The 16,430-nt window shown below is 39.4% G+C and carries 11 protein-coding genes, 1 tRNA gene and 1 pseudogene; 9 read left to right on the forward strand and 4 right to left on the reverse strand.

Annotated elements, in window-relative coordinates:
- Nucleotides 1-1,045 (reverse strand): annotated as a pseudogene (locus AAC037_RS04960) (glycine dehydrogenase (aminomethyl-transferring)); the annotation flags it as partial.
- 175 nt (nt 1,046-1,220) lie between these two features.
- Here AAC037_RS04960 and AAC037_RS04965 point away from each other — a divergent pair.
- The 3 genes from AAC037_RS04965 (at nt 1,221) to AAC037_RS04975 (ending at nt 4,069) form a co-directional block, all read left to right on the forward strand.
- Nucleotides 1,221-2,720: a M28 family peptidase gene (locus AAC037_RS04965; RefSeq protein ID WP_339901940.1), complete on the forward strand. Its 1,500-nt coding sequence runs from the start codon at nt 1,221-1,223 to the stop codon at nt 2,718-2,720.
- 167 nt (nt 2,721-2,887) lie between these two features.
- A complete protein-coding gene (locus AAC037_RS04970; protein ID WP_339901941.1) occupies nt 2,888-3,475 on the forward strand; it encodes a hypothetical protein in 588 nt (195 codons plus the stop codon).
- A gap of 111 nt (nt 3,476-3,586) precedes the next feature.
- A complete protein-coding gene (locus AAC037_RS04975; protein ID WP_339901942.1) occupies nt 3,587-4,069 on the forward strand; it encodes a DinB family protein in 483 nt (160 codons plus the stop codon).
- Between the two features lie 96 nt (nt 4,070-4,165).
- Here the strand turns inward: AAC037_RS04975 and AAC037_RS04980 are convergent, their stop codons facing one another.
- Nucleotides 4,166-5,122, reverse strand: coding sequence for a sugar phosphate isomerase/epimerase family protein (locus AAC037_RS04980; protein WP_339901943.1), 957 nt, complete (start codon nt 5,120-5,122; stop codon nt 4,166-4,168).
- Between the two features lie 180 nt (nt 5,123-5,302).
- Here AAC037_RS04980 and AAC037_RS04985 point away from each other — a divergent pair, with 180 nt between their 5' ends.
- Complete coding sequence (locus tag AAC037_RS04985; protein WP_339901944.1) at nt 5,303-6,160, forward strand: alpha/beta hydrolase-fold protein; 858 nt, start codon at nt 5,303-5,305, stop codon at nt 6,158-6,160.
- 49 nt (nt 6,161-6,209) lie between these two features.
- Here the strand turns inward: AAC037_RS04985 and AAC037_RS04990 are convergent, their stop codons facing one another.
- On the reverse strand, nt 6,210-7,565 hold the full coding sequence (locus AAC037_RS04990; RefSeq protein WP_339901945.1) for a DEAD/DEAH box helicase: 1,356 nt from the start codon (nt 7,563-7,565) through the stop codon (nt 6,210-6,212).
- A gap of 69 nt (nt 7,566-7,634) precedes the next feature.
- Here AAC037_RS04990 and AAC037_RS04995 point away from each other — a divergent pair, with 69 nt between their 5' ends.
- The 5 genes from AAC037_RS04995 to AAC037_RS05015 all read left to right on the forward strand — a co-directional run bounded on the left by AAC037_RS04995 (nt 7,635) and on the right by AAC037_RS05015 (nt 14,111).
- Complete coding sequence (locus AAC037_RS04995) at nt 7,635-8,978, forward strand: dihydroorotase (RefSeq protein WP_339901946.1); 1,344 nt, start codon at nt 7,635-7,637, stop codon at nt 8,976-8,978.
- A gap of 78 nt (nt 8,979-9,056) precedes the next feature.
- Nucleotides 9,057-9,132: transfer RNA gene (locus tag AAC037_RS05000), tRNA-His, on the forward strand.
- Nucleotides 9,133-9,696: 564 nt separating this feature from the next.
- On the forward strand, nt 9,697-11,613 hold the full coding sequence (locus AAC037_RS05005; RefSeq protein WP_339901947.1) for an amylo-alpha-1,6-glucosidase: 1,917 nt from the start codon (nt 9,697-9,699) through the stop codon (nt 11,611-11,613).
- Between the two features lie 11 nt (nt 11,614-11,624).
- Nucleotides 11,625-12,905: a glycosyltransferase family 4 protein gene (locus tag AAC037_RS05010; protein ID WP_339901948.1), complete on the forward strand. Its 1,281-nt coding sequence runs from the start codon at nt 11,625-11,627 to the stop codon at nt 12,903-12,905.
- A gap of 3 nt (nt 12,906-12,908) precedes the next feature.
- On the forward strand, nt 12,909-14,111 hold the full coding sequence (locus tag AAC037_RS05015) for a glycoside hydrolase family 57 protein (RefSeq protein ID WP_339901949.1): 1,203 nt from the start codon (nt 12,909-12,911) through the stop codon (nt 14,109-14,111).
- A gap of 58 nt (nt 14,112-14,169) precedes the next feature.
- On the opposite strand, the gene AAC037_RS05020 is transcribed toward AAC037_RS05015, so the two are convergent.
- The coding region (locus AAC037_RS05020) for an SMC family ATPase (RefSeq protein ID WP_339901950.1) at nt 14,170-16,430 on the reverse strand (2,261 nt) is incomplete at its 5' end.

Here is a 16,430-nt window from a genome sequence, read left to right on the forward strand (position 1 = left end):
CATACATTCCGGCCATTACAGCCAATAATACCTGTGCTGTACAGATATTGGAGGTAGCCCTTTCTCTTTTGATATGTTGCTCCCTCGTTTGCAAAGCCATTCGGTAAGCATTTTTACCGGATTTGTCTACGGATACGCCTATGATTCTTCCGGGGATCTGTCTTTTATAGGATTCTTTTGTTGCAAAAAATGCTGCATGAGGACCTCCAAACCCCATAGGAACACCAAATCGTTGGGTACTGCCTATAACCACATCTGCTCCCATTTCCCCTGGGGGCTTGAGTAAGGTAAGACTCAATAGATCAGTACTAAAAGCTGTACTTACATGGTTTTCCTTTGCAGCACTTACCAGGGATTCATAATTGACAACTTCTCCATCCGAGTTGGGGTATTGTATAAGCATGCCAAATAAATCCGGATCGCTCAGGTCAAGATCAGCTAAGGGGGCAATTTTTAATGTGATGCCAATTGGGGTAGCTCGAGTTTTTAATATCGCCTTGGTTTGCTCAAAAACCTTTTCGTCTACATAGAAAGTATTTGCCTTTTTCTTGTTCCTGGCTTTTGCTGCGCTCAACATGGTCATGGCCTCTGCAGCTGCTGTTCCTTCATCCAAAAGAGAGGCGTTGGCCAACTCCATTCCTGTCAACTCACTCACCATGGTTTGAAAATTTATCAAGGCCTCCAATCTCCCTTGCGCGATTTCGGCCTGATAAGGGGTATAAGCCGTATACCAGCCCGGGTTTTCAAGAATATTTCTCTGAATAACTCCCGGTACCAAAGTATCGTAATATCCCAAACCAATATAAGATTTAAAAATTTGGTTTTTACCAATGGTAGCTTTGAAAGATTTAAGAAATAGATTTTCAGAAAGAGGCTTGGGAAGTTGTAAAGGCTGCTTTAGTCGGATAGTGCTGGGGATGGTTTCATCAATTAAAGTATCCAAGGAATCTACTCCTATGGTGTTTAGCATTTCCTGAAGCTCATTTTCAGAGGGTGAAATATGTCTATTTCTAAATTTTTCGGATGAAGCGAGATTGATTTTCATAAAAAGATAAAATATGATTAATTTTGGCGCGGCCAATAGATCTTGAATCGATCCGCAAAGTTAAAAATATTAGCTGATTTAGGTCTTTTATTTATGCTTAAATTACTTCATATAAACCAGTTGAAATGGGAGATATTGGCAAAATCTACCTTAGCTATAAACTTAATTAACCAATATGAAAAATAAATCAACTTTAGTTGCATTATTTGTTTTTGTAGTTCTTTCAAATCCAATATTTGGACAGGAAGATCTCTCATTAAAATATGCATCAACAATTCAGTCAGGGGATTTAAAAAAGCACTTGACGTATTTAGCTTCCGATGAACTAAAAGGACGAGATACAGGGTCTGAGGGTCAGAAATTGGCAGCAGATTACTTGATAGATTTTTACAAAGCTAACGATCTCAAGGGGCCTGTAGATGGAAGTTATCTTCAGCCTTTTCAGTTGTCAAGTGTAAGCTGGAAAGAAGTCTCGTTAAAAATTGGCAAAACCAAATTAACATTAAATGAGGACTTTGTATTTGTGGGAGATGCAGATATGAAGAGGAATAAAAAGACTGATTTGGTTTTTTTAGGTTTAGCTTCAGATGAGAACATTTCAAAAGTAAAAGTGGAAGGAAAAATGGTTGGCTTATGGGCCATCGGAAATAATGTTGGGCAAGCCATTAATAAAGTAATGGATGCAGGTGCAATTGGGGCTTTGATTGTAACCATGGAGGGACAAGCCAATTTTGACAGAATGGCCAATCGCTACAAAAGCTTGACAGGTAAGGGTAGGATGGGCTTTGATAAACCCACAGAGCAAAAGCCGGTGTTTATGGTTAGTTCAATCAAAATGGGAGAGCTTTTTGAAACACCAGTGGATGTGTTGAAAGAAGCGGCCAAAAATGATCCATCAGTAATTCCTTCTCAAAAAGCTGTTTTTAAGGTGGTGAAGCAAAAAGATTATGTTGATACTGAAAATGTAATGGCCTTCCTTGAGGGTACTGATAAAAAAGAAGAAGTTTTGGTGATTTCTTCTCACTACGATCATATCGGTGTAAGCAGCACAGGAGAAATAAACAATGGTGCGGACGATGATGGATCCGGAACAGTTTCTGTAATGGAAATTGCCGAAGCATTTGCTCAGGCTGCAAGAGATGGATACAGTCCAAGACGTAGTATTTTGTTTTTAAATGTTACAGGTGAAGAAAAAGGTTTGCTTGGCTCTGAGTACTATTCCGAAAACCCTGTGTTCCCTTTAGAAAATACGGTAAACAATATCAATATCGACATGGTGGGAAGGATTGATTATGAATACCAGGATGCCGAAAACCAAGATTATGTTTATGTGATAGGTTCTGAAATGCTGTCTTCCCAATTAAAAATCATCAATGAATACAATAATATAACCTATACCAATTTAATTTTAGATTATAGGTATGATGCAGAGGACGATCCCAATAGGTTTTACTACCGATCCGATCATTACAATTTTGCCAAGCACAATATTCCTGTAATATTCTTTTTTAATGGTGTTCATGATGATTACCATAGACCTACGGATACGGTAGATAAAATTGAATTTGATTTGATGGAGAAAAGAGCGAAACTGATTTTCCATACAGCTTGGGATTTGGCCAATCGTGAAAATAGAACTCCTGTGGACGGTACAAACAATCGTACAGATAGGTAGTATTGCTGTCAAAAATTGATTGATAAAGGGCTTAGGTTGCAATACCTAAGCCCTTTTTCGCTTACAAATAGGTATCCGTCTTATCAGTTTTCTTCACAAACTTTTATAGGACTCAAAAACTTTGATTATATTCATAAACTCTAATTGCAATCAATCCTAAAATGGCCATGAAAAAAATAGTATTCAGTCTTTTCGTTTTATTTTTAGCAAGTGAGTTAGAAGCCCAACAAATTCCCGATAAAGCCGCTCAGATTAAGGCTGCAGTCTTGGCTGCGCCTCAGGATTTTAGAAAAGGAGCCAAGGTGTACGGATATGATGCCAATGGAGATTGGACTGTGCTTAGGGAGGGTAACAATGAAATGATTTGTATTGCAGATAATCCCCAGACAGAGGGTTTCAGTGTTTCTTGTTACCATAAAGATTTAGAACCTTTTATGAAAAGAGGAAGAGCATTGAAAAAAGAAGGTAAAAACTTCAAGCAAATATTTGACACCCGTGAGAAAGAAGCCAAAAGTGGTAGTCTTAAAATGCCCGGTGAGCCTGCTTCCCTTTATGTGTTATCCGCAGATAAAGCCGATTATGATCCCATGAAAGGCAAAGTTGACAATACCTACCTCCGCTATGTGGTTTATATCCCATGGGCCACTAAGGAAAGTACGGGTTTGTCCACAAAACCTGATTTCCCAGGCATGCCATGGATAATGGATCCGGGTACACATCGGGCACATATCATGATTAGCCCTCCAAAAGATTAGGTGAGGATTGCAGGCTGAATTTACCGTCCCGAAAACAAGTCCGGGATTATTTCTTTATTTTATAAATTTTGTCTTTATCAGTCTTGGATAGGGGGAGGCAAGCTCCTTTGATTGACTGAGTTAATATTTTATTATTGGATGGAAGCTACCTTTAAAACCTGGAAAACAAGTAGAAACCTTTTTCTTACCTTACTTGAAAGTTATAAGCTCGATCAGTTAAACCAAATTCCGCAAGGGTTTAATAACAACCTGATTTGGAATATTGGTCATGTAATTGTAGCCCAACAAGGGCTTGTATACAAGGGGTCCGGATTGCCCACCCATCTGCCCGATGAGATGTTTGGAAGGTATGGTATAGGAACCAAGCCGGAAGTCCCAGTATCTGTGGACGAATATGAAGTGTTGAAAGCACTTCTAATGGATTTAATTCCGCAAACGGAATCCGACTTTTATAATGGTAAGTTTGTCACCTATCATGAAAGGACCATCAAAACAGGTTTTCACTTGAGCACTGTGGAAGATGCTTTAGTTTTTAATAATTTTCATGAAGGCCTACACATGGGTTATATAATGAGTATTCGAAAATTTATTTAGAGTAGATAGATTTGATCTGGCCTCAACTTGCTTAGATGCTGAGCATGAATCAGGAGATCAATTTCCTGTTTTTTGTTCAAAATTAAGACAAACGTCTTACAGGTTTACCAAGGCCAGTACTTTATTGATGGCTTCTTTGTTAACTTGGAGTGCAGCATCATCTTCCATGTCATTGAGAACCTGATTAAAAGGCTCTGTTCTAATGGGGCCATCATAACCAATGGCCACCAAGCCCTCCATAAAAGCTTTGAGATTGATAACGCCCGTTGACAAGGGGAGTTCTCGCTTTAAATCCACCTGAGTTTCTCTGCTAAAGCCCTTTCTAGCATCATTTATATCTACCACCACAATGTCCTCTGCCTTGAGTTGGAGGATGTCTTCTTTATTGTCATTTGCAGTATACCAATGGAATGAATCCAATACGAATCCCACGTTACTTTGACCGGTGGCCGCGATGAGTTCCTTCCCTTCTTTCATGGTGGATATAAAAGGATACTTGTTTTGATTCAGCAAAGGTCTAGTTCCAAGGTATTCCAGCCCCAGTCTAATGCCATAATCCTTCATGACACGGGCACATTCCCCCAAACGATAGGCGTGTTGATTCATGTTCTCATTATAGGTAAGGGAATTGTGAGAAGATATAATCCAGGTATTGATGCGGGTGGCTCCAAGTTTTTCCATCGTCTTACAAAATGGTGCTAACTTTTTGAAATCTTCAAGAAAACTGCGATTGTCCTTTCTGAAGGCTACAGGTAGATTTGTAGACCCAAAACCTATTTTATTTGCCTTCATTTTGTCCTTTAGGTCTGCCAATTGCCCCGGGGAATAATCCTGCTTGACCTCTTCTACAAAAGGACTTATGGTTTCATATCCATAGTTAATGGCATAATCCAGTGTTTGGACAAGGTTTGCCTTGACTCCGATAATGCCGGGGTTTAGGGCTATTTTAAATTTTCTTGCCGGATTAGTTTTGGCTTTTAAGCACCCGTTTCCCATGGTGCCTGCCGCCAATAAGGCAAGCGCTGAATTGCTAAGAAATTTTCTCCTTTCCATAATTGAATGAATACATTGACCTTGTTTCTAAGGTTAAAGTAATAAAAATACCATTGCTTTTTTGGATACCTACCTATTAATTCAGTCAATTCCCTTTAGGTTGTGATATTTAGGCTTTAAATAAATAGATAAATAAGAATAATTCTTTACTTTACCTAGCCAAAATAAACCGATAAAAAGATGAAAATTTTACGAATATTATTGCCCTTGTTTTTTGTTTCTTTCTCAGGCTTGTTGGCCCAAGAAAGCAGGGTGTTTGATGCCTTGACCTTGGATAGTAAAATCCTTGGTATGGAGAGGAAATTTGCTGTTTACCTGCCTCCGGGCTATGAGTATTCCCAAAGATCTTACCCTGTACTCTATTTGCTTCATGGTGCAGGAGACGATCAAACCGGCTGGGTTCAATTTGGGGAAGTACAACGAATAGCAGACAATGCCTTTGAAGATGGAACCGCCACACCAATGATTATTGTAATGCCGGATGCCAATACAGGGAAAAGAGGTTATTTCAATGATATCAAAAATGAATGGAGGTATGAAGATTTCTTCTTTGAAGAATTAATGCCCTATGTGGAGTCTCAATACAGGATCAAGCGTGTAAAGAAATATAGGGCGATTTCAGGCCTTTCTATGGGAGGAGGTGGAACTTATTTCTATGCCATGCATCGGCCGGATTTGTTTTCATCGGCTTGCCCTCTTAGTGCCTCATTAAGGAATACGGCATATGATGATTTTGTAAAAAGATATGAGGGCGACGTCAAGGATAAAGACCAATTGAAAGCTTATTACGACAAGCATCAGGCTTTAAGGCAACTGGAGCTTAATGATATGGAGAAAATTAAATCGGTAAAATGGTTTTTTGATTGTGGAGATGACGATTTTTTGTATGAAGGAAATAGTCTTGTGCATATTGCCATGAAGAAAATGGAAATCCCCCATGAATTTAGGATTCGTGATGGCGCGCATAATTGGACGTATTGGAGAGAATCACTTCCGAATGTCCTTGCCTTTGTTTCAGATACTTTTCATCAGAAGTAATTGAAATACATCCAATTTAGCACAAAAACAAATAGGTGAGCTTGCTCGCCTATTTGTTTTTGTGCTTGCTTTTTTTCTTCATTTGGTTTCTGTTCCGTTTGGCCTTGCTGTTTTTGTTGCCACGCTTCTCTTCTTTCTCCTTATAAGGTTTCGCATACCCCTTTTTTTCATGAAAAGCCCCTTTAAATTCAGGGTCATTGCCTCTTTTTTGTTTGTCGATCTCCCTTTCGTAATCCTGCTTTTCTTCAAAAGGGGTTTTGTGAATGGTGATTTCTTCAGGGATTTCCTGCTCGGGTACGAGCATTCTTATGATCGACTCTATTTTTTCAAAATGAAAAGCTTCGGCAGGGTTTATAAATGTAGCTGCTTTGCCTTCATTTTCCGCCCTCCCTGTTCTGCCGATTCGATGAACATAATCCTCATAAATCAAGGGTACATCAAAATTGATGACATGACTGACTAAACTTACATCTAAGCCTCTGGCTGCTACATCGGTTGCTACCAAAATTTTCACCTCTCCTTTTTTGAAATCATCCATACTGTTGATCCTTGTATTTTGGCCTTTATTGGCATGGATGACCCGTATACTTCCGGATTGATTTTTTTGAAGGTATTGATGGACCGTGTCAGCATTTTTACGAGACTTGGTAAAGATAATCCCTCTCTCAAAACCATCCTCGTTGACAAGTCTTAGCAATAGGTCTAGCTTTGTTCTGATATTGGGGACAAAATATTTTACCTGCTCGATGGTTTCGGCAGTAGTGGCTTGAGGAGCTACTTCTACACGTTCGGGGAATTCAAGAAATTCAAAAGAGAGATTTTCAACTCGTTGGCTAAAGGTAGCAGAAAACAGGAGGTTTTGTTTTTTGACAGGGATTACTTCCAGAATGTTTTTAATTTGTGGAAGGAAGCCCATGTCCAGCATTTTGTCAGCTTCATCCAAAACCATGGTTTTAATGTCTCTGGTATAGATTTCGCCTTTATGGTAAAGGTCGATGAATCTTCCGGGGGTAGCAATGATGATGTCTACTCCTTCCTGTAATTTTTCAATCTGTGGTTTTGGGCCCAATCCTCCGTAAAGGCAAACATATCTTAGGTCGGTATATTTACCAAAACCTACCACTGCTTCTTCTATCTGCATCACCAGTTCTCTGGTAGGGGCCATTATTAAAGCACGAGGGTGTTGGCCTTGTGCATATTTCACCTTAAACAATAAGGGCAAGACATAGGCTGCGGTTTTACCCGTTCCTGTTTGGGCGATGCCAAGAATATCGTGACCGGCCAATGCTAATGGAATGGCCTTTTCCTGTATAGGGGTAGGTTTTTCATAACCAATTTCCTTCACAGCATTTAAAAGTTGGTTATTCAGTTTAAAATTTTCGAAAGATGATAGCTGATCGGACATGATTTTATAAATTTAGGAAAATATTAAGAGGTGTTTCGACCCAAGCACCTACCATAAAAAACAAATGCTATGAAAAGAATACTAATCCGTGATGCAAATATAGTAAATGAAGGTAAGATTATACGTGGAGATGTATATATAAAGGAGGGCTTGATTTTTTCAGTGGGAGGAGATTTGTCAGGAAAAGAAGCGGATATAGTGATAGATGCCAAAGGAAAATACCTGTTGCCTGGTTTAATTGATGATCAGGTTCATTTCAGAGAGCCGGGGTTGACACATAAGGCAGAAATCTATACAGAAAGTAAAACGGCAGTAGCCGGAGGTGTGACTAGTTTTATGGAAATGCCAAACACCATCCCTCAAAGTACCACACATGAGCTATTGGAGGAGAAGTATGCCATTGGTGCGGCCAAGTCCCTAGCAAATTACTCTTTTTATTTAGGGGCAACCAATGATAATATTGAGACCATTAAAAGCGTAGATGTAAAAAATGTTTGTGGAGTAAAGGTTTTTCAGGGATCGTCCACCGGCAATATGTTGGTAGATAATCCGGACAGTTTGGAGGCCATATTCAAAGAATGTCCGATTTTGATAGCTACCCATAGCGAGAATGACAACATCATTAAAGCAAACTTAGAAAGATTTAAGCAAGAGTATGGAGAAAAGATTCCGGCAAAATTTCACCCGAAAATTAGGTCGGAGGAAGCCTGTTATGATGCCTCCAAAATTGTGGTAGAAATGGCTCGTGCCCAGGGTACCAAGTTGCATGTATTGCATATCAGTACAGGGAAAGAGGTAGGTTTATTTGACAATACCTTACCGCTTGCAGAAAAAAGGATTACGGCAGAGGCTTGCATACATCACTTATGGTTTTCTGAAGAAGATTATGATAGCAAAGGAAATTGGATCAAATGGAACCCGGCCATCAAAACTTCAAATGACAGGGATACCATATTAAAAGGGGTGCTGGAGGGCAATATTGACGTAATTGCTACCGATCATGCTCCACATACCATTGAAGAAAAAGAACAGTCTTACCTTAAGGCTCCTTCAGGAGGGCCTTTATTGCAACATGGTTTGATGGCCTTACTTGAAATGTATCATAATGGAAAAATAAGCTTGGCACAAATCGTTCAGAAAACGAGTCATAATGTGGCCATACTTTTTGAAATTGAAAACAGAGGATTTTTAAGAGAAGGCTATTTTGCAGATATGGTATTGGTAGATTTGGATGATTCTTGGGAAGTCAACAGAGGTAATGTGCTTTCTAAATGTGGATGGTCTCCTTTCGAAGGACAAAAGTTTAGGTCAAAAGTTACCCATACAATAGTTTCAGGTCATTTGGCTTATGAGAATGGCGTCTTTAATGAAGAAAAAAGGGGGGAAAGGCTTAAATTTTCAAGAAATATCTAGCTTGGTATTGCGTGACTGAAAAAAGCATATTACCTTTGCAATCCCATCTGATAAAAGAATCAGAAAATGAAATAAAATGGTGATTGTAGCTCAGCTGGTTAGAGCGCTGGTTTGTGGATCCAGAGGTCGCCGGTTCGAAACCGGTCTTTCACCCAAACCCTCCCTTTGATTAGGGAGGGTTGTTTTTTTATAACTGCATCCTACAAAGGGTTTATTCATATACCGAGTAGTTTGAGGGCAATGCAGGATAAATGGGAACAGTCTCTTTTCTCCTCTTTTGAATGGTTAAAGAGCAATACTTAAGGCTTGATTTAATATCCGCTTTTGTTCGTTTCCAAGCAGAAGGTATTCATGTTTATGGCATGTTATTTGATTAGCGATTGTTGTAGAATTCATTTAATTTCAGAAGATCATGTTTAAGTTACTTCAACCTTCAAAAAATTTTCCTCAAATAAAATATGTTAATTTAAATCATGTACAAATGTATATGGTGAAATTTGAGGAATCCATTAAGAATTTAGAAAAGATTCAAAAAGAAGCTCCTTGAGTAGCTGTTGAAAATATAAAATTCCACAAGAACTCTAATTGAGTTCTTTTTTTTTGTCAAAAAGTCAGTGATATTTTAATCATTTTGATTAATTGCTTTAGTTTTTATCTTAAATATTTTTCTTTACGAAGGATTAAAGTATTTTTATAAAAACCTCAAACTTTTGATTAAATGAGCTATATACACTTTGATAAGACTCAACTCATTAACCTCAATTACTCTTTAGAAAAAGAGATTATTCGTTCAAACCCCTTGGGTTGTTATACGAGTACCACCATTATTGGCTGTAATACAAGGAAATACCATGGGCTGCTCGTTGCACCACAACCGCAAATAGACGGTCAACTGCACGTGATGTTATCCAATGTGCATGAGAGTATTGTACAAAAAGATGCCGTTTTTAACCTAGGAATTAATAAATACCCGGGTACCTATTCCCCCAGGGGACATAAATATCTTGAAGATTTTGACTCAGAGCCTATCCCAAAACTTACCTACAGGGTTGGGGGAGTGATTTTTGAAAAAGAGATTATCCTGGACTCTACAACAGACCGGGTAATGATTAGGTATACATTGGCAGATGCCGTTATTCCTACTAAGATAAGAATTAATCCTTTTTTGGCTTTTCGTGGTTACCATGGATTATCTAAAGCCAATACCTATGTAAATAAAAAAATAAAGAAGATCGAAAATGGTGTACAGGTTCAGCTTTATGAAGCCTATGATCCTTTGTCATTACAGGTGTCGATGAACAACGATTTTGTTCCCGTTCCTGATTGGTTTTACAATATAGAATACTCCAAAGAAATAGAGCGAGGCTACGATTATCAAGAAGACTTGTATGTCCCCGGGTACTTCGAGTTTGAAATGGAAAAAGGGGACGAAGTTATTTTTTCGGCCGGATTAAAAGTAGCCAATACGGCTGAACTTCATGATAATTTTAATGAGGAAATTAAAAGAAGAATACCAAGAGATAATTTTGAAAACTGTCTCAAAAATTCTGCCAGCCAGTTTATAAGCAAACGCGATGGGGAAACACGTGTGATTGCCGGGTATCCTTGGTTTGGCTGGTGGGGTAGAGATACTTTTATCGCATTGCCTGGGCTTACCTTGACCATGGAAGATAATCAAACCTTTTTAGATGTTATGGATTCCATGACCAAGGATTTGAAAGGAGCCATGTTTCCAAATGTAGGAAGTGGTGTTTCTACAAATATGAACTCCATAGATGCACCACTTTGGTTCTTCTGGACTTTGCAGCAATATATTATTTTTACAGGTGATAAGGAGAGCATTCTGTCGAAATATATAGATAAATGCAAAGGGATAATAGATGGCTTTAAGGCAGGGACAGATTTTAAAATTCATGTGCAGGAAGATGGACTTATCAGTGGAGGTGTAGAAGGTGTTGGCTTGACTTGGATGGATGCGGTTACCAAAGAAGGGCCGGTGACCCCTAGAATTGGCTGTCCTGTAGAAATCAATGCCTTATGGTACAATGCCCTGAGGTTTTATCATGAAATGACCGGAGATGATGAAGCGCGTGAATTGGCAGATCAGGTGGAGGTAAGCTTTGTGGATCGATTTTGGTCTGAGAAAAAAGGTTACTTAGCAGATGTAATCACCGATGAAGATAAGGACTGGTCCATAAGGCCAAATATGGTCTTTGCTACCTCTTTACCTTATAGCCCACTTTCCAATGAACAAAAAGACAGTGTATTGGAGGTGGTAAAAACCAATTTATTTACCTATAGAGGCTTAAGGACTTTGGCACCGAGTGATCCTCGATACAAAGGATACTATAAAGGGGATCAAACCGAAAGGGACAATGCATACCATCAAGGGACAGCCTGGCCTTGGTTATTAGGGCATTTTGCTGAAGGCTATTTGAAATTGCATGGGAAGCAAGGCAAGAAACTGGTGGAAACCATGATCGATAGCTTTGATGAGGTGATGACGCAATATGGGATTGGAACAATTGCGGAAATTTATGAAGGTGATCCGCCCCACAGGCCCAAAGGAGCAATTTCTCAAGCTTGGAGTGTAGGTGAATTGTTAAGGATGAAATATTTAATCAACAACTTGTAAAGGGACAATATATGAAAGTATTAATGTTTGGTTGGGAATTTCCTCCTCATATTTCTGGTGGTTTAGGTACTGCCTGTTATGGTTTAGTTAAAGGAATGGACCACCACAAACAAGACCTGATTTTTGTTGTCCCAAAACTTTGGGGGGATGAAGATCCATTGGCTGAATTTGTGAACGCGAGTGAAATAGAAATTGATTATAGGGAACGCCGGTTTCGTGATATCTGGAAAAACCTGACCTACCTTGAGGTTAGTTCTTTTCTGGTTCCCTACCTCAGCCCTGAGGAATATCATAACCATACCGAACGTTTGCTTAAAGATCAGGATGAGCTTGAATCCAGTGTTCTGGCCAATAAATTTAGTTTTAGTGGAAAATATGGTAAAGACCTGATACTGGAAGTGTCACGTTATGCGCTGGTTGCCGCTCAAATTGCCAAAAATAAAAAGTTTGACTTGATTCATGCCCATGATTGGCTTTCCTTTCCCGCAGGTATAGCCGCCAAACAGATCAGTGGCAAACCCATGATTGCGCATGTACATGCCACAGAATTTGACCGTTCCGGCCAAACTGTAAATCAAAGGGTCTTTGATATAGAGAAAGCAGGTATGGAAGCAGCGGATAAAATTATTGCTGTAAGCCAACTCACCAAAAATACAATAGTGACCAAATATGGCATACCTGAAGATAAGGTAACCGTAGTTCACAATGCTGTATTGGATACAAGTATCATCAAGTCCCATGTGGAGAAAAAGGTGCCGGAAAAAATTGTCACTTTTCTAGGAAGAATAACCTTTCAGAAAGGACCCGAATATTTTGTGGAAGCTGCGGCAAAAGTGATAAAGAAAGATGAAAATGTCCGTTTTGTGATGGCTGGATCGGGAGATCTTCTCAACCGCATGATTCAAAGGGTTGCCGAACTAAGGATAGGTACAAAATTTCATTTTACAGGCTTCCTAAAAGGAGATGATGTGGACAAAATGTTTGCCTTAAGTGATGTATATGTCATGCCTTCCGTTTCAGAGCCATTTGGAATTTCACCGCTAGAGGCTGTAAGGCACAGTACCCCGGTGATTATCTCTAAGCAGTCCGGCGTAGCAGAAGTGCTACAAAACGCAGTGAAGGTGGATTTCTGGGATATCGATGCAATGGCTGATTCCATTTTTGCACTGTTGCATTACAATGGGATATCCAAAATGTTTAAAGAAATGGGTAGAGAAGAATTAAAAAGGCTCAAATGGGAGCACGTTGCCGAAAAAGTAATAGGTATTTATAAGCAAACCGTTAATCAATAGGATATGAGAACCATTTGTTTTTATTTTCAAGTACACCAACCCTTTAGATTAAAACCTTATCGCTTTTTTGAGATTGGGGATGATCATGATTATTGGGATGACTACTCGAACAGAAACATCATGAATAAGGTAGCCAAAAAGTGCTACTTGCCAATGAATCAACTTTTGTTGGAATTAATCAGGAAATTTGATGGGAAGTTCAAGGTGTGCTTTTCACTCTCAGGTACGGTTCTCGACCAAATGGAGGCCTATGCCCCGGAAGTGCTTCACAGTTTCCAAGAACTGGTGGCTACAGGTCATGTAGAATTACTCAATGAGACTTATGGTCATTCACTCTGTGCCCTCAAGAGTGAGACTGAGTTTAAAGATATGGTAAAGCTGCATCAGGAGAAGATTCAGCATCACTTCAATGGCTATAAACCCAAGGTGTTTAGAAATACTGAGTTGATCTACTCTGATGAAATAGGGGCGATGGTCTCAAAAATGGGCTTTGAAGGGATCCTGTCTGAAGGAGCCAAGCATATCCTGGGATGGAAAAGCCCCAATTTTGTATATGTAAATTCAATTGAACCCAAACTGAAAGTATTGCTTAAAAATTTCAGACTTAGTGATGATATAGCGTTTAGATTTGGGGAAAAAACCTGGACGGATTATCCACTCACCACTGATAAGTTTATAGGTTGGCTCAATCAAGTGCCCAAGGAAGATGAAGTGATCAACCTGTTTATGGATTATGAGACATTTGGTGAACACCAATGGAAGGAGACTGGGATTTTTGAATTTATGAAAGACCTTCCGGGTGCAATTTTCCAACAAACGGACTTTAGCTTTTCTACGCCATCGGAGGTAATCGCCAATGCATCTCCTGTAGGGCAGATCAATGTGCCTACTCCGATTTCTTGGGCGGATGAGGAGCGTGACCTTACCGCTTGGTTAGGTAATGACCTTCAGGATGAAGCATTTGACAGACTCTTTGAATTAGAGAGTATGGTAAAACGCTGTGATGATCCTGAGATTTATAAAGATTGGAGGTATTTACAAACCAGCGATCATTTTTATTATATGTGTACCAAGTTTTTCTCCGATGGTGACATACATGCTTATTTTAGCCCCTACGAAAGTCCCTATGAAGCCTTTATCAATTATATGAATGTACTTAGTGACTTTATCCTACGATTGAAACAAGCTGAAAAAGCAAAGGCCTAATTGACTTCGGATACAATTAAGTAAAGTAAGCATCCCTGAATCACAGGGATGCTTTTTTTTATTGATAACTGTAATTTACTTGACTCCCTTTTTCTGGGTCTAATTCTATATTGGCAAAGACACCAATTTCTTGTTGTAACTCTTCAACATGACTAATGATGCCTACAATTCTGTTTTCATGCCTTAAGGCTTTCAAAGTCTCAAAGACTATTCTCAGTGACTTCCTGTCCAAAGCGCCAAAACCTTCATCCAAAAAGAAGAAACTTTGATCTGCTTGGTTGAGTGATTTCACTTTTTCTGCCAAGGCCAGTGCCAGGCATAAGGAAGCCTGGAAGGTTTGGCCTCCGGATAAAGTTTTAAGCAACCTTTTCTTGCCATCATTTAAATAGTCTACCACCCAAAATGTATTGTTGTCATCTATTTCCAACCTCAGGCTGTTTTTTGTCAGTTGAGTAAATCGCTTGTTGGCGGTGTTGCACAATTCTTTGAGATAAATGCTGCTGACATATTTTACAAAGCCACTGCCCTTAAACAACTGTTCCAATTCTTTTAAATTGGAAGCCCTGTTTTCCATAGTGTCCAATATCTTTAGTAAACCTTTCTTTGTCTCTACCTTCTCCCTAATGTCTGAAACATCTCGGTCTATATTTATTTTCGCTTTTTGCACCTGGTCCAATTCTTCTTTTTTCTTTTTGTGGTCCCCGGCTACAGCATCAAAGAAATTCTGGTCAAAGGTTTTGATGCCTTCCTCAGCTTCCAGCGCTGCAAGGTGGGATTGGACTACGGAACAGTCTTGCTCATACTCCCGTATTTCTTGATCAAGTTTCTCTTCATCAAGATGGCTGTTGAAAAGTTTTTCCAACTGAGCCTGATCTGTTTGTCCATACTGGGTTTTCAAAGCATCGAATTCATTTTTCAACTTTTCCAGTTTGATAGATGCTTCCTCTTTGTTTTTGCTGAAATTCTCCAGATTGGCCAAATTGGTTGCCGCATCCTGGCGCTTTTCTTTCAGGACTTTTTGTTTCCCATCCAATAAATTGGCAGTGTCTTCAATGTCCTTTCGAACACTGGCTATCATTTGCTGGATGGTCTCAGTAGACGAATCCATGTACTTTTCACAGAAAACCTTGTCAATGATTTCATCTTCCTTTGCTTGTAAGGTGCTGCCTAGGGCAATGGCCTTCTGCTCTTCCTCTCTCAGTTCTTGATGGGCACCATCTATTCGAGTCCGCAGAATGTCTATTTTTTTTCTATACTCCCGAGCACTGTTGTGAAGTTGATCTTCTTTTTTAATTTGATCCGTAAGGACTGAGAGCTTTTCATTGATGTCTTCCAGAGTATGTATACCTAAAGTGCTTAACTCATTTTTAAGGGTGTTGAATTGATGGTTTAAGTCCTCCAGTTCTCCGGTTTTGTCGGATATTAGTTTAGTTTGATTGGTCTTTTGAAGCTCCTGATCATAAAGCCTCCGGGAAAGGAGTTGGATTTTTTCCAGATTCTGCCTAGTTTCCTCAATTTGTTGATTATAGCCGTTTACCCTCTCTTCGGTGTGATCTGAAGTAAGGGGGTAAGGGTGGTCTACAGCCCCACAGAGTGGGCAAGGTTCTCCTTCTTTTAAACTGTGGATATGGGCCTGTAAAGCCTTTTTTTCAATAAACTTTGCTTTAGCCTCTTCTATAGATTTGATGTTTTCTTTTTCCCAAGCATCCCAGAGTTCCAAACTCGTGAATTGGGAAGGAATCATGCCTATAATTTTGTTTTCTTCTTTCTGAATGGAATCATTTTCTAATTTTAATTTGGCAATGGCCTCTTCCAGCTTTTTGATGCTCAAGGAGAGGCTTTTCCAATCCTTTAAGTCGCCGGTAAGTCTTGCCATGAGTGTACTATTGGACTGGTTTCTATTCTCTTCAAGCTCCTTTTCCAATAAATCAAGTTGATTCTCTAAGGCTTTTTGTTGGCTTAAGCCCTCTTCTATAGTGGGTTTAATTTGGGAAACTTTTTTTTGAGCGGCGTCTAGTTTTCTTTGGATGATTTGAATCGCTATAACCTTTTCCAAGTCCCGGATTTTGGCTTCCCGCTCTGGGCGTTTGTCAGCCTTTTTCCTCAAATCCTCTTCCTCTTGCTCCAGCTTGTCGATTTGTTCAGCATAGGTTAGCTTAAACCTGCTGCAATCTGCAAGTCCTATGGTGGCTTTCTCTAGCTCTAACTGCTCATCTTTTATTTGATTCCAAACCGGTTTCAAATAGCTATTTGCCTGTATAAAGGCTTTCAGCTCCTTTTTCTTGGTTTCAATTTCTTTCGTTCGGCTTTGAAGGTCTT

Origin of the sequence: uncultured Cyclobacterium sp. (genome assembly GCF_963976465.1) — a bacterium.
In the GTDB taxonomy this organism is placed as follows: Bacteria; Bacteroidota; Bacteroidia; order Cytophagales; family Cyclobacteriaceae; genus Cyclobacterium.